The organism is Pseudomonas sp. B37(2017) (assembly GCF_002112885.1).
Taxonomy (GTDB): domain Bacteria; phylum Pseudomonadota; class Gammaproteobacteria; order Pseudomonadales; family Pseudomonadaceae; genus Aquipseudomonas; species Aquipseudomonas paraglycinae.
On the sequence record NZ_NEIX01000006.1, the window covers coordinates 177,422 to 195,617 of the forward strand.

Annotated in this window: 13 protein-coding genes; 5 read left to right on the plus strand and 8 right to left on the minus strand. The window is 62.4% G+C overall.

The window, feature by feature from the left end; translation table 11 throughout:
- Positions 1-128: 128 nt before the first annotated feature.
- Positions 129-5,975, minus strand: coding sequence for a manganese-oxidizing multicopper oxidase MnxG (mnxG, locus tag CAF90_RS17135; RefSeq protein WP_085607724.1), 5,847 nt, complete (start codon positions 5,973-5,975; stop codon positions 129-131).
- A gap of 202 nt (positions 5,976-6,177) precedes the next feature.
- Positions 6,178-6,789 (minus strand): lytic transglycosylase domain-containing protein, encoded by a 612-nt coding sequence (locus tag CAF90_RS17140; protein WP_085607726.1) that lies wholly within the window; start codon positions 6,787-6,789, stop codon positions 6,178-6,180.
- Positions 6,790-6,992: 203 nt separating this feature from the next.
- Between CAF90_RS17140 and gspG the strand changes: the two genes are divergently transcribed.
- The 3 genes from gspG (at position 6,993) to CAF90_RS17155 (ending at position 9,314) form a co-directional block, all read left to right on the plus strand.
- Positions 6,993-7,421, plus strand: coding sequence for a type II secretion system major pseudopilin GspG (gspG, locus tag CAF90_RS17145; RefSeq protein WP_007956107.1), 429 nt, complete (start codon positions 6,993-6,995; stop codon positions 7,419-7,421).
- Positions 7,422-7,435: 14 nt separating this feature from the next.
- On the plus strand, positions 7,436-8,623 hold the full coding sequence (locus CAF90_RS17150; protein WP_085607728.1) for a type II secretion system F family protein: 1,188 nt from the start codon (positions 7,436-7,438) through the stop codon (positions 8,621-8,623).
- 79 nt (positions 8,624-8,702) lie between these two features.
- Positions 8,703-9,314: a hypothetical protein gene (locus tag CAF90_RS17155; protein WP_085607730.1), complete on the plus strand. Its 612-nt coding sequence runs from the start codon at positions 8,703-8,705 to the stop codon at positions 9,312-9,314.
- Between the two features lie 127 nt (positions 9,315-9,441).
- Here CAF90_RS17155 and CAF90_RS17160 read toward each other — a convergent pair whose 3' ends face one another.
- Positions 9,442-10,341 (minus strand): LysR family transcriptional regulator, encoded by a 900-nt coding sequence (locus tag CAF90_RS17160; RefSeq protein ID WP_085607732.1) that lies wholly within the window; start codon positions 10,339-10,341, stop codon positions 9,442-9,444.
- Between the two features lie 162 nt (positions 10,342-10,503).
- Between CAF90_RS17160 and CAF90_RS17165 the strand changes: the two genes are divergently transcribed.
- Entirely contained in the window at positions 10,504-11,520 is a 1,017-nt protein-coding gene (locus tag CAF90_RS17165; protein WP_085607734.1) for an alpha/beta hydrolase, read from the plus strand.
- A 63-nt stretch (positions 11,521-11,583) separates the two neighbouring features.
- Positions 11,584-13,011, plus strand: coding sequence for a mechanosensitive ion channel family protein (locus tag CAF90_RS17170; RefSeq protein ID WP_085607736.1), 1,428 nt, complete (start codon positions 11,584-11,586; stop codon positions 13,009-13,011).
- A 56-nt stretch (positions 13,012-13,067) separates the two neighbouring features.
- On the opposite strand, the gene ycaC is transcribed toward CAF90_RS17170, so the two are convergent.
- The 5 genes from ycaC to CAF90_RS17195 all read right to left on the minus strand — a co-directional run bounded on the left by ycaC (position 13,068) and on the right by CAF90_RS17195 (position 18,071).
- Positions 13,068-13,694: an isochorismate family cysteine hydrolase YcaC gene (gene ycaC, locus CAF90_RS17175; protein ID WP_064595127.1), complete on the minus strand. Its 627-nt coding sequence runs from the start codon at positions 13,692-13,694 to the stop codon at positions 13,068-13,070.
- A gap of 69 nt (positions 13,695-13,763) precedes the next feature.
- Positions 13,764-15,602 (minus strand): amidohydrolase, encoded by a 1,839-nt coding sequence (locus tag CAF90_RS17180; RefSeq protein WP_007956093.1) that lies wholly within the window; start codon positions 15,600-15,602, stop codon positions 13,764-13,766.
- A gap of 44 nt (positions 15,603-15,646) precedes the next feature.
- Positions 15,647-16,273 carry an antibiotic biosynthesis monooxygenase gene (locus tag CAF90_RS17185; protein WP_085607738.1) on the minus strand — a complete coding sequence of 209 codons (627 nt, stop codon included), beginning with the start codon at positions 16,271-16,273 and terminating at the stop codon, positions 15,647-15,649.
- The gene (locus tag CAF90_RS17190) at positions 16,266-16,682 is read right to left on the minus strand and encodes a DoxX family protein (RefSeq protein ID WP_085607740.1); all 417 of its coding nucleotides are present in this window, start codon (positions 16,680-16,682) and stop codon (positions 16,266-16,268) included. The genes CAF90_RS17185 and CAF90_RS17190 overlap by 8 nt, the downstream gene beginning before the upstream one ends.
- Positions 16,683-16,772: 90 nt before the next feature.
- Positions 16,773-18,071: an Ig-like domain-containing protein gene (locus CAF90_RS17195; protein WP_085607742.1), complete on the minus strand. Its 1,299-nt coding sequence runs from the start codon at positions 18,069-18,071 to the stop codon at positions 16,773-16,775.
- Between the last annotated feature and the right edge of the window lie 125 nt (positions 18,072-18,196).

Genomic DNA, 18,196 nt, shown 5'->3' on the forward strand with positions numbered 1-18,196 from the left:
AGCGAGCTTGGTCCGGGCGGCGTTCCGACGAAGGCGTCAGACGCCTCACCCCTCGAAACCGAGTTGCTTTCATTCGCGAGCAAGCTCGCTCCCACAGTTTTTGCATCCACCGATCCATCGCATTTCAGCTACTGAGCAGGCGGCGCCGGCTCCGGCTCATTGGTCACCCGCAGCAATCCCCACAGTCCCGAGGTGTTGCCATAGGCGGCGTAATCGCGGAACAGGTAGTCCCCCGGTATCGCGTTGCTGCCCCCGGCGCTCGGGATCATGAAGCTGAAGTGCGCCGCCGGCAGGATGCTTTCGTGAGCGCCGATGTACATCGACATCGGGTTGTAGCCGAAGCGCACCGAACCCACGCCCGGCGTACCCATCGGGTAGCCGCCGGTGTCGCTCTTCTCGGCCTGGAACGGGTTGAGCGACCAGACGTGCCCGTCAAGCTGGAACGTCGTGCCGCGACTGCCGCCGCTCGGCATCAGGATGTGCGTACGGAATGGCTGACCCGGTTTGGCATACAGCACCGGCGTCTGCGGATCGCCTCCCACCAGCGCATTGCTGTAGGCCATGTGCGCGTTGGTCATGTCGCCGTAACCCGCGCCATCGGCACGACCGAACGGCGCATCCGGGGCGAGGCCGAAGCGATACCACAGCGGTTCGGTCTTGTAGTTGATCGCCATGCTCGAGTTGTCCTGCGGATCGGTCGGCACGCCGAAGCCCTCCGCAGCGATGCCTTCGACCGGCCGGCCATTGGCCCAGCGGGTGTTCAGCGCCTTGTGCCAGACCATCGCGAAGTCGCGGTAAGTCGTCTGCCCCGGTGCGGTGACCGTTGCGTTGACCTTGCGCGCATCGTCGACCCAGGTCGCGCCGATCGGCAGGATGCTCATCGCACCACCCAGGCCTTTTTGCGGTTGCTTGATCACATCCGCCGGGGTGAAGTTCAGGCCACCGAACTCCACGGCCGTGGCGTTGATGTTGTCGACACTGCGGCCCAGTTGCGTGACCGGTTTGCCTTCACGCTCCAGGTGCCCGGCGTAGTACTGATAGGTACGGGTCGGGTAGGCGCCGCTGCTGCCAACCCGTGGTGGCACGGTCTGGGTCGGGTTGGCGCCGACGTTGGTGCCGTCGGATTTGGTGATGTCGTAGGCCAGCAGTTGGGCGTGCAGCCCCACGTGGCTGGACGGCCGCATCAGGTTGTTGCTGAAGGTGGTCGAGCCCAGGCCGCTGTTGCGGTCGCGCTTGACCATGCCTTGCATCACCGCGGTCTGGGTCAGGTCCGGCATCACGCTCGGCAGACGGTTTTCCAGGGTGATGTTGATGCAGTCCCCGGCCGCTGCGCGCAGCACCAGCGGTTCGACCGGAATGCCGGGTTTGAGCTTGCCGCTGACCGGATCGAGGTCGGATTTGCGCACATAGAGGATCGCCGTCGGATCATGCAGCGGCCCGCTCTGGCCACCAATGGTGATGGTCTCGCCGTCCTCAGGATCAGTGACCGTGACCTGCGGAATGCTGACCGTGCGCGAGTTCAGCACCAGGGTGCCGCCCGCCGGATTCAGCGGCCCGCCGACATGCTGACCGAGCCCGGCCGAATCGCCGATGCTCAAGCCCAGCGAATTGCCAAGGATGTCGTTGGCCAGCGCCGCCACCACGTCATAGTTGCGCTGCACCGTTGGCCGGGTGCCGATGCCGTTGGGGTTGGCGCTGATCCGTGGGCAACTGCCTTCGAACGCCACGGTGTTGCGCATTCCCGCCGGACTCGGGTTGTTGGGGATGGCGAACAGGTCATTGCGTTTGGCCGTGTAGTTGCGCATCACGCCCCAGATCCCGCTCCAGTAGCCTTCGATCGAAGCGTCCATCGAGTACAGATAGTCACCGGTGGTCGCCGCAGAGCTGGACAGCATCGACACAGGTGCGATGAAGCCCATCTGTTCGGAGATGCCGATCATCTGCGAGGCGCGCCAGCCTGAGTTGGAGCTGTTGCCGAAACCGGAACCGCTCTGCAGCCATTTCACGCCGTGCAGGGTGACGTTGTGCTCTTCCTCGTGGCCGCCGGCATGCACCCGCAGCCGCACGTTGTCGCCGGTATAGGTACGCAGCATCGGGGTGAACGGGTCGCCCGGCTCGCTGCCGCCCTTGTTGATGTGCGGCGGGAACAGCGTGGTGCCGCCAGTCGGGCCGGTGGCGGCCGTGACCAGGTTCGGCGCCAGGTTCATCGCCGGAATCGCGCGGTCGGTACGGCTTTGCATGGCATAGGCCAGATCGCCGCCGAGGCCGTCAGCCTGCATGCCGCGCTTGCCGTCAGGGCCGACCTTGTTCGGGTCGTAGACCCGCAGGGCCAGCGGCTCGTTGCGATAGTTGACGACGAACATGCCCGGATCATCCACGGAGATCGCTTGCGGGCAAGGCCGGCTCGGGCAGCCCGGCACCTGACCGCCCTGCACTTCCAGCACGCCTTCGAGCAGGGTGCTGGCGTTGTTGCGCACCGGCGGGTTGATCGCGTAGCGGAAGCTGTCGGCGGTGGCCGGGAAGGCTTGCGGATTAGGCACGCCGTTAGGGCCGGCGCCCACGTACACACCGGCTTCATAGGCGTGCTGGAAGTCGCTGTATTCGAGGAAGAACTCACGGAAGCTGTCGTTCTTGCCGTCGCCGTCGAGGTCGCCGGTGTTGATCACCGCCTGCCATGAAGTCGGCCCGCCGTCCTGGCGCGCGCCGCTGTACAGAGGCTCGCCGGTTTCGGCGTGGAACCAGGTGGAACCGGCCGGTTCCGCCAGCACCGTGGCATACAGCCCGATCTGCTGGTGAGTCGATGGGCCGAGGTGGTCGTGGGTGAAGATGGTGCCCAGCCCACGATCCACGCCCTTGGCGTTGACCACCGGGTCGACGAACCAGCGTTGCATGGCCGTGCGCGCGCCCATCCAGTCACTGCGCCCGAACTGACCGAAGAACGGATGCGCCTTGGCTTTCGGGCACGCCTGGGTACCGTCGCGCGGGTCGGTGCCCTCGCACTGGTTGAATTCGCGGATCGCGTGAATACGTTCCTGAACGGCACCCGGGGAGAGCACGCCGTCCTCGTAGTTCCAGCCGTTGGAAGAACCGTCGGCAGCTGTCAGGTCCCACTTCGGCAGGTGAATGTGCTGGCCGATCACGTCGGTCGGCGTGCGCACCTGATAGTCATCCATCTCGTAGGTGGCGGGTACCAGGTTGGTTTGCTGGTATTGCACGCAGTCGAAGGTGTTCATGCGCATCACCAGAGGCTCTGGCGGACGCTGCTTGGTGATCACCGGCCAGGCGTCTTCCCACAGTGCCAGAATCCGGGCTTGCGGGAAGTGATAGCCGACCTTGTTGTAGACCGCGTCGAACTGAATGTTGGCGGCTTTGTAGATCCGTGGCCGGTCGGCGGTGAAGGTCGAGGCGCCGACGAAGGACATGCCGTCCAGCCGGTCGCCGCTGGCGAATTCACCGGTGCCGGCGCTGCTGGTCAGGCGTTTTTGCCGGTCGTCCATGCACGGTTCGTAGTACGGTGCGCCGGCAATCGGCAAGGCGCCGTTGGTGCGGAAGGCCTTGGCCACGATCTGGTTGCCGGGCAGCAAGGCAAAACTTGGGTGATCCTTTTTCGCGTGGAACGCCATCGCGGCCTGTTCCACTTCAGTGCCCTCTTCGGGCAGGTAAATCGGTTTGGCGCGGGTGACTTCCTTGGAGAAGTCCAGCGAGGTGGTCACGGTGTGCGCCGCGCCTCCGGCCGACACCCCGTCGAGGGTGTGACGCTGCAAGCCACCGTCCCAGCCGCCGGACTGATTCGGGTCGAGGTTCGCCCACAGCGCTTTGCCGCTGGCTTTCAACGATTGCGCGGTGGCGGCGTCGAGCATGTCCAGCGGTGGGGTTGGCGGACGCTGACCGACCGAACTTTCCATGCCGCCGATCCAGAATGGATAGCCAGGGTTTTTCAGGCTGCCGTCGGCGTTGCGGTTGGCTTCGCTGCGATCGACCAGTGCCAGGGAACCGATGGCTTGCGATCCACCGTTACCGCCATGGTGTTCGCCGTCGTCATCGCCCTCTTCTTCCTCATCGTCGTCATCGTGGCCGGCGACCAGGGTTTCGCCGATTTTCGGCACCACCACCACTTTGCCCGGCATCGGCGCCATGGCTTTGCCGGGCAGCGGCACCACGGCAGGAATCGGCGTGCCGGCGATGATCTCGCCATCCGGCAAGGCGCGGGCACCGGCGGCGGGTTTGCCGCTGCGCAGGGCGTAAGGTTCGCTGTGATAACCATCGGCGCCCTGTTGCGAGACTTCCAGCCGGGTGCCTTCCTCGAACACATCGTGCACCCGCCACATGGACCACATGCCCTGGGCGAAATGCGGGTAGAAGTGGCAGTGATAGATCGCATCACCGGCCACCCGGTTGCGGTTGCCGGAGCCGCCGTTGGCGATTTCGTAGGTATAGCCGGCGCCCGGACCGATGCCTTGGGCATCGACGTAATCGGAGTTGTCGTCGTTGGGGTTGAACAGCCACTGATGACCGTGCAGGTGGAAGATGTGCTGCTCATGCCCGTTGTGGGTGTTGCGAAATTTGACGAAGTCACCGATGTAGCTGTGGTTGACGTTCGACGGCTCCGACGGATACAGAGCCATGGTGGCCTTGACGCCGATTTGATCGGCGCTCGGTGTCTGGCCGGGGGCGATGTTCTCGAGCCCGGTGTTGGCCGGCACGTCCACCAGCATCGCCACGTCGCCGACGGTGTGCGAGCTGAGGAAGAATTCTTCGTAGGCGCACGACAGGCAGTCGTGCATCGGGCCCACGCCGAGACGGTTGGCGACCACTTCAGCGCCCATGCCGCCGGAACCGTAGTTGATCATGAACGAGTCGCGGGTTGGCTCCAGCACATGGGCCATGACCGGGTCAGCCCAGTAGGCGGGGAATGCCTGGGTGGCGGCGGTTTCGTCCTGGAACTGCGAGGCGAAATCGCGAAACGGCTCGAGGCGGTTGGGGATCGCCGGGTTGCGTTTGCCCACCGATTCCAGCGGATAGGTGCTGGGCGCAAAACTGCCATCGGCGTTGCTGCCCATGACGATCGCGTCGCTTTCGCTGGAGATGATTTCGTTGCCGTCGACCATGCTGATGATCGGCGTGCCGGCCTTGCCTTCACGCAACCACGGTTCGCGCTGCGGGTAACGGGCCTGGTAATCGACGATGGGGTGACCGGCCGGTGTGCGGCCGGTGGTTGCCAGGCGCATTTCTTCTTCGGTGAGGGTGTTGCGATAGGTGCGTCCCGATTTCGGCACCACCACGACCTGGCCGAACAGGCCATTGGCGACGTTGCCGGCCGCGCCCTCCCCGCCGAATGTCGCGCCACGGCTGCTGACGGCAAACGCCCCTTCGCGCTCGGCGTACAGCACATACGAACGACTCGCGCCCGGCGGTACCAGGGTGTTGGCGTTACGCCCGGTGTAGGAGGAAATGTCGTCGATGCTGTTCACCGCTTGCAGGCCGTTGACCTGGAAACCGACATGGCGGTCGGCGACCTGCTCGTCGACCTTGAAGTCTTCCGCGCCGCCGGCGTTCTCGATGCCCTCCTCGCCTTCTTCTTCGCCCTCAGGCCCTTCGAAGTGCTTGTTGGGGTTGGCCTGGTAATCGAGCAGGTTCTGCAGATTGATCGTCAGGCAATCACCGGCGGCCACCCGCAGCACCAATGGCCGTGGACGCTTGTCAGCACGCAGCGACACTTTGCCCGGCACCGCACTGCCGCCATAGGCCAGCGAGACGTCATGGTCATCGACCACATCGCGGCGCAACGCGAACATCATCCCGTTGACGTTCTGCGCACCGAGGCGGTTGAACATCAGCGGTTGATCGAAGGCGACCACATTGGCCACCAGATTGCGCTCGCAGCGCACGGCGGCGCTGGCCAGTTCGACGCTAAGCATCGAAGCCAGCAACAGCAGCCAGTTCAACAGGGACGGTGCGTGGTGAATGCCAACCATGATCGGAAACCTCGTAGTGGGTGCTCACAGGGAACGATTCTCGATAAACCCCTTGGAGCAATCCGCGTGCCACAAAAAATTTCTTTCCATCTCAACCAGTTACACAAACCACTTGAGAATCCGGGGGATATTCCCCACCCGATTCCCCACTTTTTCCGGGGCCATCGGTTTGCCCCGATAGTGGGGAAACCGGGGACATCCTTTACAACGGCGCGTCCACCGCCAGCCCCTGCAGGCGCCGGTACTGACGCAGCACGCTCGGGACATAACGCTGGGTTTCGGCGAACGGCGGGATCACCCGGCCCCGGCTGAGCACCGCGTCAGGCCCGGCGTTGTAAGCGGCCACGGCCAGGGCGATGTCGTTGTCGAACATCGTCATCAGGCGTTTGAGGTACTTGGCCCCGCCCTGGATGTTGGCCTTGGGGTCGTAGACGTCGGTGACGCCCATGTCCCGCGCGGTGCCGGGCATCAACTGCATCAGGCCGCCGGCACCCTTGGGTGAGGTGGCGCCGGGGTTGTAGTTGGATTCGGACTTGATCACCGCATGCAGCAAAGCTTCGGGCAGCTGATTGGCGGTGGCGGCGGCTGACACCAGCTCGGCGTAGGGCTGGTTGGCGATCAATTGCGGTTGCCGGTCAAGGCTGACCAGCGGCGCATCGGCTTCGCGGATCACCCGCTCGTAGGTGCGTCCGGGACGGTGGACGTTGGACAGCACGTAGCTGCCCTTGGCGTCCACGGATACGAAGACATCGGCTTGCGCGACACCGCTTAACAGCACGCAGCCGAGCAGTCCTGCAGTGAATGAATGGATCATTGGGCCTCCCCTGACAGGCCCCGAAAAATTGGGGGAAATGCCCCACTGACCCGTCGTCAATCAGCCGTACGCAAGCACTGTGCCGACTCTTGAAAAGCCCGTAATACAAGGGCTTCAGCCTGACCGCCGAAATTATCGGGGGCTGAGCATGGCAATTGCATAAGCCCTTTCGGCGACACGGCTGCCACTCACGGGAGGTCATCATGAAGCTGCATTTTCGTCCGCGTGCCCAACGCGGTTTCACCCTGCTCGAATTGCTCGTGGTGCTGGTGGTGCTCGGCCTGTTGGCCGGGATCGTCGCGCCTAAATATTTCGCCCAGCTGGGGCGTTCCGAGGTGAAGGTCGCCAAGGCGCAGATCGAAGGCCTGAGCAAAGCACTGGATCTGTATCGGCTGGAAGTCGGCCATTACCCGTCCACCGAACAGGGCTTGCAGGCGCTGGTGACCGCACCGAGCGACGAAGCCAAATGGACCGGCCCGTACTTGCAGAAAAAACTGCCGCAGGATCCGTGGGGGCGTAACTACACCTACCGCTATCCCGGCGAAAACAGCGAGTACGACCTGCTCTCGATGGGCAAGGACGGCCAGCCTGGCGGCGAAGGCGAAAACGCCGAAGTCACCAACTGGCAATAAGCGGAGCACACGGCATGCGATTTCAACTCAAAGCAGTGGGCAAGGCCGGAGTGGTGTCGCTGAGCGTCGAGGCGCCGGGTCAGAGCGAAGCGCGGCGCATCGCCGAGGATCAGGGCTTGCGCGTGGTCAGCCTGCACGCCGAGAGGCACTGGCGTTCGTTGCGCCTGAGCAAGCGTGAAACCTTCAACCTGGTGTTGTTCAGCCAGGAACTGACCACCCTGCTCAACGCCGGCCTGCCGCTGATCGATGCGCTGGAAAGCCTCGCCGAAAAAGAAACCGCCCCCGCCGCCCGCAAAACCTTGAGCGAGCTGGTGCGACTGCTGTACGAGGGCAAATCCTTCTCCCAGGCGTTGGGCCAGTTGTCGGCGGTTTTCCCGCCCTTGTACGTTGCGCTGGTACAGTCCAGCGAGAAGACCGGCGCGGTCGGCGATGCACTGGGCCGTTACGTGAGCTATCGCCAGCGCATGGACGAGGTGCGGCAGAAGATCGTCAGCGCCTCGATCTACCCGCTGTTGCTGCTGGTAGTCGGCGGTGGCGTGGTGCTGTTTTTGATGGGCTACGTAGTGCCGCGCTTCAGTCTGGTATTCGAAGGACTGGGCTCGAACCTGCCGTGGCTGTCGCAGATCCTGATGAGCAGCGGCATGTTTCTGCACGCCCATCAGGGTGAGTTTTTCGGCCTGTTGGCGGTGATCGTCACTGCCCTTGCCGTGTTGCAGAAACAACCGGCGTTTCGCCGTGGGCTGGATCGGCTGGTGGAGAAACTGCCCGCCGTGCACCAGCGGATTTTCATGTATGAGCTGGCGCGGTTTTACCGGTCTCTGGGGATTCTGCTGCAAGGCGGGATTCCGCTGGTGACAGCCATGGGCATGGTGCGCGGCCTGCTCACCGTGGCCTCGCGAGCACGCCTTGATCAGGCCTGCGAGCGGGTGCGCGAGGGGCAGTCGCTGTCCACTGCGCTGGAGCTCAACCGTCTGGTGACACCCGTGTCCCTGCGACTGCTGCGCGCCGGCGAACAGTCCGGCAACCTGGGGCAAATGATGGAACGCAGCGCCGATTTCTACGACGAGGAAATCAGCCGCTGGATCGAGTGGTTCGTGCGTCTGTTCGAACCGCTGCTCATGACCTTCATCGGCCTGTTGATCGGGGTGATCGTGATCCTGATGTACATCCCGATCTTCGAACTGGCTTCGAGTATCCACTGACCTCGGGAACGGGTCGGATCACACGCAAAAACAAGGCACATCCACGTTCCCAATCAAGACAACAAAGACGGAGAACGATATGCACATTAAAAAGCTCGTGCTCGCAATGGCCATCGGCGCAGTCCTGTCGGCGTCTACCGTATTGATTCCGGACAGCCTGTCCGGGGTGTCGAGTGTTCAGGCCAAGGATGGGGGAAGTGGTGGTGGCGGCGGTGGTGGAGGTAGTGGCGGAGGCGGAGGCGGTAACGGCGGGGGCGGCAATGGAGGCGGCGGTGGCGGCAATGGAGGCGGCGGCAGCGGTGGTGGCGGCGGTAATGGAGGTGGCGGCGGCAGCGGTGGCAATGGTGGTGGTCACGGCGGCAGCGGCAGTGGCGGCAACAGTGGCAGTGGCGGCGGTGGCAACAGTGGCCACAGCGGCAGTGACCACGGCTCGGGCCATTCCGGCAACACGGCGTCATCGGGCCGCAGCGGCACGCATTCGGAGCCTGGCGACGACCATGGTGTGCATCGGTCCGGAGAGATCGGTGATGACCACGGTGTGCATCGCGCCGGTGAAATCGGTGATGACCATGGCGTACATCGTGCCGGTGAGATCGGTGATGACCGAGGCCTGCATGCCGCGGGCGAACCGGGTGATGATCGCGGCGTACATGTCGGTGGCGAGCCTGGCGATGACAAGCGCGCCAACTGATTCAGCCTGAAATACATTTCCCCTGTGGGAGCTAGCCTGCTAGCGATTGCGATATGCCAGTCACCTTCTTCATTGACTGCCCCACCGCAATCGCTAGCAGGCTAGCTCCCACAATGTTTTTCAGTGACTACAAAATCGCTTGTGCCTTATCCAGCCGCTCCCGCAAAAACTCGATCAACGCCTGCACCGGCCGCGACGCCTGACGATGCTGCGGATACACCGCCGACAACGTCAGCGGTTCCGGCCGAAACTCATCCAGCACCGGCACCAGCCGCCCATCCTTCAGCGCCGCGCCGACAATGAACGTCGGCAGATAGGTAATCCCCATTCCCGCTACCGCCGCATCCCGCAGCAACTCACCGTTGTTGACGCGCATCCGCCCGGTGACATTCACCAGCAGCGGCTTGCCCTGCCCCGCGTTGAACCGCCACTGCACCGAACGCCCATGGCCGTAAGGCAGGCAGTCGTGGCCGAGCAAGTCTTCCGGTTTGACCGGCGTACCGCGTTCGGCCAGATACGCCGGACTGGCGCAATACACCCGCTCGATTGACGCAATCCGTCGGGCGATCAGGGTCGAGTCCTCCAGCACACCGATGCGCAGCGCCAGGTCGTAACCCTCGCCCAGCAGATCCACTGGCCGGTCGCTCAGGTCCACCTCCACCGTGACCTCGCGATAACGCTGCAGAAACGGCGGCAGCAAGCAGCCCAGATGCGCCAGCGCAAACGACAGCGGCGCACTCACGCGAATCGCCCCGCGCGGCTCGGCGGTCTGCCCGGCAATGCCCTGCTCCACCGATTCCACTTCGCCGAGCAAGCGCAGCGCCGATTCGTAATAACTCTGGCCCAGCGGCGTAACGTCCAGGCGCCGGGTTGAACGGTTGAGCAATCGCACGCCGAGGCGCTCCTCCAGTTGCATCAACCGACGGCTGACGAACTGTTTGGACAGCCCCAACTGATCGGCCGCCGCCGTGAAGCTGCCGGAGTCCATCACCTGGCAAAAAATACGCATGTCTTCGAACGGGTTCATTGTCACTCTCTGGTTGACAGTTAAACGCTTTATAGCCGCTTTTTCACTTTCCGGCACCTCATTAATCTGTGCTCACGGTGTTGCTGAGGCCTGAAGCCCAGCGCCACAGCAGCCCGATCCCAAGGCATACAAAAACTCAAACGACTTAAAAAGGAATTGCACATGAACATCAAGAAAACCCTCGCCGCTTCCCTCCTCGCCCTGTCCATCGGCAACGCATTCGCCGCCGAGGGCACTGGGGTCGAACACAACACTCAGGCCTTCCTCGACGCCCTCGCCGCCGGCGGTGGCAAACCGCTTGAGCAACTGAGCCCGAAAGACGCCCGTGCATTGCTGACCGGCGCTCAGGCTTCGGTGAAGGTTGACCTGTCCGGCGTTGAAGTCAGCGACAAGGCAATCAAGGTCGATGGCCAGACGATCAACCTGAAAGTGGTGCGTCCGGCCAAGGTCAAGGGTGAGCTGCCGGTGTTCATGTTCTTCCACGGTGGCGGCTGGGTGCTGGGTGACTTCCCGACGCACCAACGCTTGATTCGTGATCTGGTGGTGGGTTCTGGCGCGGTCGCGGTGTATGTCGATTACACGCCGTCGCCGGAAGCGCAGTACCCGACTGCGATCAATCAGGCTTACGCGGCAACCAAATGGGTGGCCGAGCACGGCAAGGACATCGGAGTCGACGGCAAACGTCTGGCGGTGGCCGGCAACAGCGTCGGCGGCAACATGGCGGCAGTCGTGGCGTTGATGGCCAAGGAACAGAAAACCCCGGCCCTGCGCTTCCAGTTGCTGATGTGGCCGGTGACCAACGCCGGGTTCGATAACGGCTCGTACCAGCAATTTGCCGAGGGCCATTTCCTGACCAAAGGCATGATGCAGTGGTTCTGGGACAACTACACCACCAACCCGGCCGAGCGTGCGCAGATCCATGCCTCGCCGCTCAACGCCAGCGCCGAACAGCTCAAGGGCCTGCCCGCCGCGCTGGTGCAGACCGCCGAGTTCGACGTGCTGCGTGACGAAGGCGAAGGCTACGCCCGCCACCTCGACGCGGCCGGTGTACCGGTGACCTCGGTGCGCTACAACGGGATGATTCACGACTTCGGCCTGCTCAACCCGCTGAACGGAATTCCTGAAGTGAAAGCCGCCGTGCGCCAGGCAGCGGCAGAACTCAAGACCCATCTGAACTGAGTGCAACCCCTCGCCACACCTTCGGGTGTGGCGTTTTCTTTTGTGCCCGCCGGAGTTCACCTCATGAGCCTTTTTTCTGCCCACCTGCTGTCCTGGAGTGCCCTGCTGCTGGTGCTCGATACCCTGCTCTGGCATCTCGCGCCGTTCAAACATCGCGCGCAACGGGTCGCTGTGCGACTGGTGTTGTTTCTGGCCTTCAACGCGCTGGCCATCAACGCCGGTGTCAGCCCGTTGCAGGCGCCGTTGTTCGCCGATGACCCGGTGGCGCAACTCGGGGCGACGGCACTGGGGATTCTCTGGTGGCTGTACGCCGCGCGGGTGCTGACCGAAGTCATCGGCCTGATCCTGATGCGTCGCATCGGCCACAGTGGCCGGCTGTTGCAGGACGTGATCGGGGCGCTGGTGTTTCTCGCGGCCATCGTCGCGGCGGCCGGTTATGTGCTGGATCTGCCGGTCAAAGGTCTGCTCGCGACTTCCGGCGTGGTGGCGATCGTCATCGGTCTCGCGCTGCAAAGCACCTTGGCCGACGTGTTTTCCGGCATCGTGCTGAACACCACCAAGCCGTATCAGGTGGATGATCTGGTGGTCATCGACGGCGTCGAGGGCAAGGTGCTCGACATCAACTGGCGCGCCACGCACCTGCTGACCAGCACCGGCACCCTGGCCGTGGTGCCGAATTCGGTGGCGGCCAAGGCCAAGATCGTCAACCTCAGCCGGCCGAACAACCTGCACGGCGTGTCGATCAGCATCAAGGTGCCGAACCACATCCGCCCGCGCCGGGTACTCGACGCCCTCGACCGCACGCTGCAAGGCAGCAGCAGCCTGTTGCTGTCGCCTGCGCCGAAAGCGGTGCTGAAAGAGGCCGGCGACGAGATGTCGGAATACGTGGCCAGCGGTTTCATCGCCGAATTGGGCAAGAAAAGCGACGTGCGCAATCAACTGTTTGACCTCGCCCACCGCCATCTCGAAGCGGCCGGCATTTCTCGGCACCCGGACGGCGTGATCGAACCTTCGACCCGCGCCCGTACGTTGCTCGATGAAGTGAAAATCTTCCGCTCGCTGAGCCATGAGGAACGCGATCGTCTCGCCGAGTCGATGGTCGCGCAGCAGTACAGCGCCGGGCAAGTGGTGCTCGATCTGGAGGAAGTCCCGGACAGCCTGTTCGTGATCGCCACCGGCGTGGTCAGCGCCAGCGTGCCGGACGGCAACGGCTTCACCGAGGCCGGGCGCATGGGGCCGAGTGAGGTCATGGGTGAGCAGAGCATCCTCGCGGATACGCCTTCGCAGGCGACGTTCACAGCACTCACCTCTTCGATCATTTATCGCCTCGACAAGAACCTGACTCGCGCTTGTATGGAGCAGCGCAGTGAAGTGGGTCGGGCGTTGAACAAGTTGCAGGCGGTGCGTCAGCAGAACAGTCGGTTGGCGTTGATGGCCAAGCCTGTGCCGGTTCGCAAGGGTGGTTTTCTGGGGTGGTTGCAAAAGCGCTGAGCCCTTTGTGACAGGCAAAAAAATGCCCGCTCTTCAGCGGGCATTTTTTCAACCAATCACTGGGCAGTGAACTTGGTGTAGCTGTTGATCAGGTTGCGATAGTTAGGCAGACGCTGCGACAGCAGATTCGCCAACCCTTCCATATCGTTGCGCCAGTCACCCTGCAGCTCACAAGCCACAGCAAACCAGTTCAGCAAGTGCGCGCCGGCAGCCGACATACGCGCCCACGCCGCTTGTTGCACGGTGGTGTTGAAAGTGCCGGAAGCGTCAGTCACCACGAACACTTCAAAACCTTCAGCGATGGCCGACAGGGTCGGGAACGCCACACACACGTCAGTCACCACACCGGCGATGATCAGTTGCTTGCGGCCGGTGGCCTTGATGGCCTTGACGAAGTCTTCGTTGTCCCAGGCGTTGATCTGGCCTGGACGGGCAATGAACGGTGCGTCCGGAAATTGCTCTTTCAGCTCAGGCACGATCGGGCCGTTCGGGCCGGAATCGAAGCTGGTGGTGAGGATAGTTGGCAGGTTGAAGAACTTGGCGATGTCGCCCAGCGCCAGCACGTTGTTCTTGAATTCGTTCGGCGAGAAATCCTGTACCAGCGAGATCAGACCGGTCTGGTGGTCGACCAACAGTACAACGGCATCGTCTTTGTTCAGGCGGCTGTAAGGAACGTTGCTCATGTGAAACTCCTCGATGGATGGTTGTTGCGGGGAGCGCCGCTCACACAGAGCGGCGCTTTTTCAAAAGCATCAGAACGCGAAGCAGGAGCAACCGAACGCGCCCCAGAAACCGGCGAAATCGCTGACCGGCGCATTCGACATCCGCGCTTTTTCATGGCTGTGGGTATGCACTGCGCACGGGCCGCTGCACTGGTGAACCTGGGCCTGCAAGGGCGAATTCGGGCGCCAGTGGCCCGGGACTTTCACCACTGGCGACCAGTCCGGCAGCACCGGCACGCTGGCCGGCCCGAGTTTTTCGAAGTCACCGGCGGCGTAAACGATCTTGCCGCCGACCACGGTCAGCACCGACTCGATCCACTTGATCGCTTCTTCCTCGACATGGAAGAAGTCCGCGCTCAGCGCTGCCAGATCCGCCAATTGCCCGACCTTGATCTGGCCCTTCTTGCCCTGCTCGGACGAGAACCAGGCGCTGCCGTGGGTGAACAGTTCCAGCGCGGTGGTACGCGGCAAACCTTCTTCGTACAGCGCCAGACCGCCGACGGTGCGACCGCTGACCATCCAGTACAGCGAGGTCCACGGGTTGTAGCTCGACACCCGCGTGGCATCGGTGCCCGCGCCGACCGGCACGCCTTCGGCGAGCATGCGCTTGATCGGTGGCGTGGCTTCGGCGGCCTGCTTGCCGTAGCGGTCGACGAAGTATTCACCCTGGAACGCCATGCGATCCTGAATCGCGATGCCGCCGCCCAGCGCTTTCACCCGCTCGATGTTCTGCGGGGTGATGGTTTCGGCGTGGTCGAAGAACCACGGCAAGCCGTTGAACGGGATGTCGCGGTTGACCTTCTCGAACACATCCAGCATGCGGCTGATCGATTCGTTATAGGTGGCGTGCAGACGGAACGGCCAGCGCTGCTCGACCAGGTGGCGCACCACCGGCTCCAGCTCCTGTTCCATGGTCTGCGGCAGGTCCGGGCGCGGTTCGAGGAAGTCTTCGAAGTCCGCCGCCGAGAACACCAGCATTTCGCCGGCGCCGTTGTGACGCAGGAAGTCATCGCCCTGATGCAACTTGACGCTGCCGGTCCAGTTCTGGAAATCGGTCAGTTCTTCTTTCGGCTTCTGGGTGAACAGGTTGTAGGCGATGCGCACGGTCAACTGGTCGTCTTTGGCCAGTTGTTCGATCACCTGATAATCGTCCGGGTAGTTCTGGAAACCGCCGCCGGCATCGATGGCGCTGGTCAGGCCCAGGCGGTTGAGTTCGCGCATGAACTGGCGGGTCGAGTTGACCTGATATTCCAGCGGCAGCTTCGGCCCCTTGGCCAGTGTCGAGTACAGAATCATCGCGTTCGGTCGCGCCACCAGCATGCCGGTCGGGTTGCCGTTGGCATCGCGAACGATCTCGCCACCCGGCGGGTTCGGCGTGTCGCGGGTGTAGCCGGCGACGCGCAACGCGGCGCGGTTGAGCAACGCACGGTCATACAGGTGCAGGATGAACACCGGGGTGTCCGGCGCGGCCTGGTTGATTTCTTCGAGGGTCGGCATGCGTTTTTCGGCGAACTGGAATTCGTTCCAGCCACCGACCACGCGCACCCATTGCGGGGTTGGCGTGCGGTCGGCCTGATCCTTGAGCATGCGCAGCGCATCGGCCAGCGACGGCACGCCTTCCCAACGCAGTTCGAGGTTGTAGTTCAGACCGCCACGGATCAAGTGCAAGTGCGAGTCATTGAGGCCGGGAATCACGCAGCGGCCCTTGAGGTCGACCACTTGCGTACCGGCGCCGCGCAGGGCCATGGCTTGCGTATCGTTGCCGACGACGACAAAGCGGCCGTCCTTGATCGCCACGGCACTGGCGAGGGGTTTTTCGCGGTCTACCGTATGAAATTGGCCATTGAACAGAATCAGATCGGCGTTCATCGCAGTTCCTTCGAGATAAGTGAAACGGAGCGAAACCCGCCGGCTCAGCGCGGCGGGTTGGCGTTGGATTCGGGGTGTTTGTGTGACTGACCGGCTTCCAGCCACGGCGCGAACAGACGGGTCACCGGCGGCATGAACACGTAGACCACCGACACCACGATGGTCAGGGTGATCAGGAACGTGGCGACCACGTAGTTGGAGAGAAAGGCGTTGAGTTGCAGCAACGGCCCCCAGATCAGCGGCACCAGCAAGGTGTGCGGCAGGATCACCAGCAGCGTGACCACGGCCTGCTTCCAGCGCGGTGGCGGCGAACCGGCCTCGGCCGTCGGTGTGAACCAGAATTCGTTGGCCGCGTTGACTTCGGTCTGGTCGCCATCGGCGAGCATCGGCGCCGCTTCATCGATCAGCTTCTGACGCTGCGGCGAATCGAGCCAGCGCTGCATCGCGTCGGTCGAGCAATAACGCAGCACGCAGGTGAACAGCGCGAGCCCGCCCTGCTGGCTGCGCATCACGTCCACACCCAGATGCCCTTCTTCGCGCCCCGCCACGCTGACGATATTGCGCAGCCAGGCTTCGTAAGGCGCTTCAAAACCGGCCTTGACCCGGTGCTTGACGATCAGCGTCACGGTTTCTTCGGGTCCCGGTTTTTTCAGGGTCTGGGCATCAGGCATAACGGAATACTCCGGGCAAACGAACATTGAGCGCCAGCCGTCCGGGCCCGGCGATCAGAACAGTGGTGAATAGGATCAACAGCAACCAGCCGAACTGCCCTTCGGCCACACTCCATTGCGGATGCACAAGCAGCAGCGCCACCAGCAGCACAAAGAGAATAGGCAAGCACGCCAGACGCGCCAGCACCCCGGCGACGATCATCAGCGGACAGAGGACTTCGGCGAAGATCGCCAGAATCAAAGTGAGGTGGGCCCCGAGGTGGAACGGGTCTTCGATCAGTTGCAACTGCGCGGTGAAATCCAGCAGCTTGGGCAAGCCGTGGACGAACAGCAGGAACAACCCGCCGGTCACCCGCAGGAACAGCAGGCCGAGGTTTTGCGCCTGGTCATCGCGTTGTACAGCGTTCATGGACCCACCCTTGATCAATCATTGCAGGGAATAGTGCAATGATTGATCGGGGGGAAATTGGATGGGTGTGCTCTTTTTGGGAGAGCCTGATCAGGAAGGAACCGAGGTGATGACTCGCATTTTTTGTACGGTGCTTCCCCAAGGCGAGTACGCACCCGCCAATGCCTTGCCCTCCCAAATCCTGAACGCCATGCCCAACTGTTGGATTTCGTTAAATCGATAACTAAGCGGATCAGGATAAATTCGGTTATCGAAAACATCTCGAGCCCAATTCGCCAAGTAAACGATCTGCATAATTGCGACGGTAGCGTCGACATTGCCATTGACAGCGAGTGTCCATGCCCTGGCCTCATCGGCAGTCATCAACGTGTTGTTGATCACCGTTTGATAAACACCGGAGACCCGAACAGTGTAGAAACCACTCCGACCCGTAGCGTCCGTCACCGTGATGGTAGTCGTCCCGCTCCTTACGGCAATCACCTTGCCGTTTCCGTCAACCGTTGCGATATTCAGATTTCCCGAAACGTAGCTATGTGGAGTTACGCCACCGGTCGCGGGACGAGTCTCACTGCTCTCATTCTCGGGTCCGTAGGGCCAGCCATAGTTGTTGAAAAATGTTGGTTTATCGAGGGTCATCGGTGATGGATCGATCACCGGCGCAGGCGCCCCGGCCGCCTGAATATTCATAAACGTCGTTGCCGACTGGTTACGGTTGCCTAACTGGTCGGTCACGACGCATCTGACCGGCGTGTTGGGGTTGTCACCTATCAGCTTGAAATCGGCGGCTGTCAGGGTGACCGTGATGGGTTTGGTTGGATCAGTGACCTTGATCGTTGTTTTCCACACCCCAACAGTCAAAACAACCTCGTCGTGCTGTCGTGCAAAGCTGACGTTGAAGAGAAACACCACCCCCGCCGCCGCTTCCGTCGGACCGACAAAGGCCGGATGGGCGGTGGTAATACCGGCCGGCGCCGGATAACCGGGGGCCGGGTCGTGATACAGCACATTCAGTATCGGAGCCGAATCTTCGTAATTACCGCTGGGGCGAGTTACCCGATAAAACAGATCGTTCTGGCCGTCCACCAGCCATCCCAGCGGCAAATCCATTTCAATCCGGTCGTTCTCTTCTCCCTTCTTGATGTTCTTGATTACCCCTGTTGGCTGGCCGTTGTGCCACAGCTCCACAGAGTCACCAACGGCCAGCGTGGTGGACAACGTTGTGAACGGGTCGATCACCATGTACAGGCCACTGGGTGGCTGATAGATCGACCGGGGAATTCCCCCGTGGAAGAATCCGGCGGGAAGAACAGGCGTTCTCCATCCCGGGATAAACATGGGTACCAACAAAAGTCCCGCCGTGACCTGCGGAGAATAAGGATTGATCTGCATTATTTAACCCCTCGGTTGCCGGACCTGAGCCGTTTCTGAAGAGACCCCATCACACCGCGAAAGGACAAATGTGTCACCTGTCAGATCTGACAGGTTAACGTGACTTAAAGACCAACGGTCGCTGC

What these genes read in the sequence shown, in the direction of transcription:
- CAF90_RS17190 (WP_085607740.1), bottom strand. Translation starts at nt 16,682, where the DNA reads ATGAACGCTGTACAACGCGATGACCAGGCGCAAAACCTCGGCCTGCTG.
- CAF90_RS17155 (WP_085607730.1), top strand. Translation starts at nt 8,703, where the DNA reads ATGCACATTAAAAAGCTCGTGCTCGCAATGGCCATCGGCGCAGTCCTG.
- ycaC (WP_064595127.1), bottom strand. Translation starts at nt 13,694, where the DNA reads ATGAGCAACGTTCCTTACAGCCGCCTGAACAAAGACGATGCCGTTGTA.
- CAF90_RS17180 (WP_007956093.1), bottom strand. Translation starts at nt 15,602, where the DNA reads ATGAACGCCGATCTGATTCTGTTCAATGGCCAATTTCATACGGTAGAC.
- mnxG (WP_085607724.1), bottom strand. Translation starts at nt 5,975, where the DNA reads ATGGTTGGCATTCACCACGCACCGTCCCTGTTGAACTGGCTGCTGTTG.
- CAF90_RS17140 (WP_085607726.1), bottom strand. Translation starts at nt 6,789, where the DNA reads ATGATCCATTCATTCACTGCAGGACTGCTCGGCTGCGTGCTGTTAAGC.
- CAF90_RS17185 (WP_085607738.1), bottom strand. Translation starts at nt 16,273, where the DNA reads ATGCCTGATGCCCAGACCCTGAAAAAACCGGGACCCGAAGAAACCGTG.
- CAF90_RS17150 (WP_085607728.1), top strand. Translation starts at nt 7,436, where the DNA reads ATGCGATTTCAACTCAAAGCAGTGGGCAAGGCCGGAGTGGTGTCGCTG.
- gspG (WP_007956107.1), top strand. Translation starts at nt 6,993, where the DNA reads ATGAAGCTGCATTTTCGTCCGCGTGCCCAACGCGGTTTCACCCTGCTC.
- CAF90_RS17170 (WP_085607736.1), top strand. Translation starts at nt 11,584, where the DNA reads ATGAGCCTTTTTTCTGCCCACCTGCTGTCCTGGAGTGCCCTGCTGCTG.
- CAF90_RS17165 (WP_085607734.1), top strand. Translation starts at nt 10,504, where the DNA reads ATGAACATCAAGAAAACCCTCGCCGCTTCCCTCCTCGCCCTGTCCATC.
- CAF90_RS17160 (WP_085607732.1), bottom strand. Translation starts at nt 10,341, where the DNA reads ATGAACCCGTTCGAAGACATGCGTATTTTTTGCCAGGTGATGGACTCC.
- CAF90_RS17195 (WP_085607742.1), bottom strand. Translation starts at nt 18,071, where the DNA reads ATGCAGATCAATCCTTATTCTCCGCAGGTCACGGCGGGACTTTTGTTG.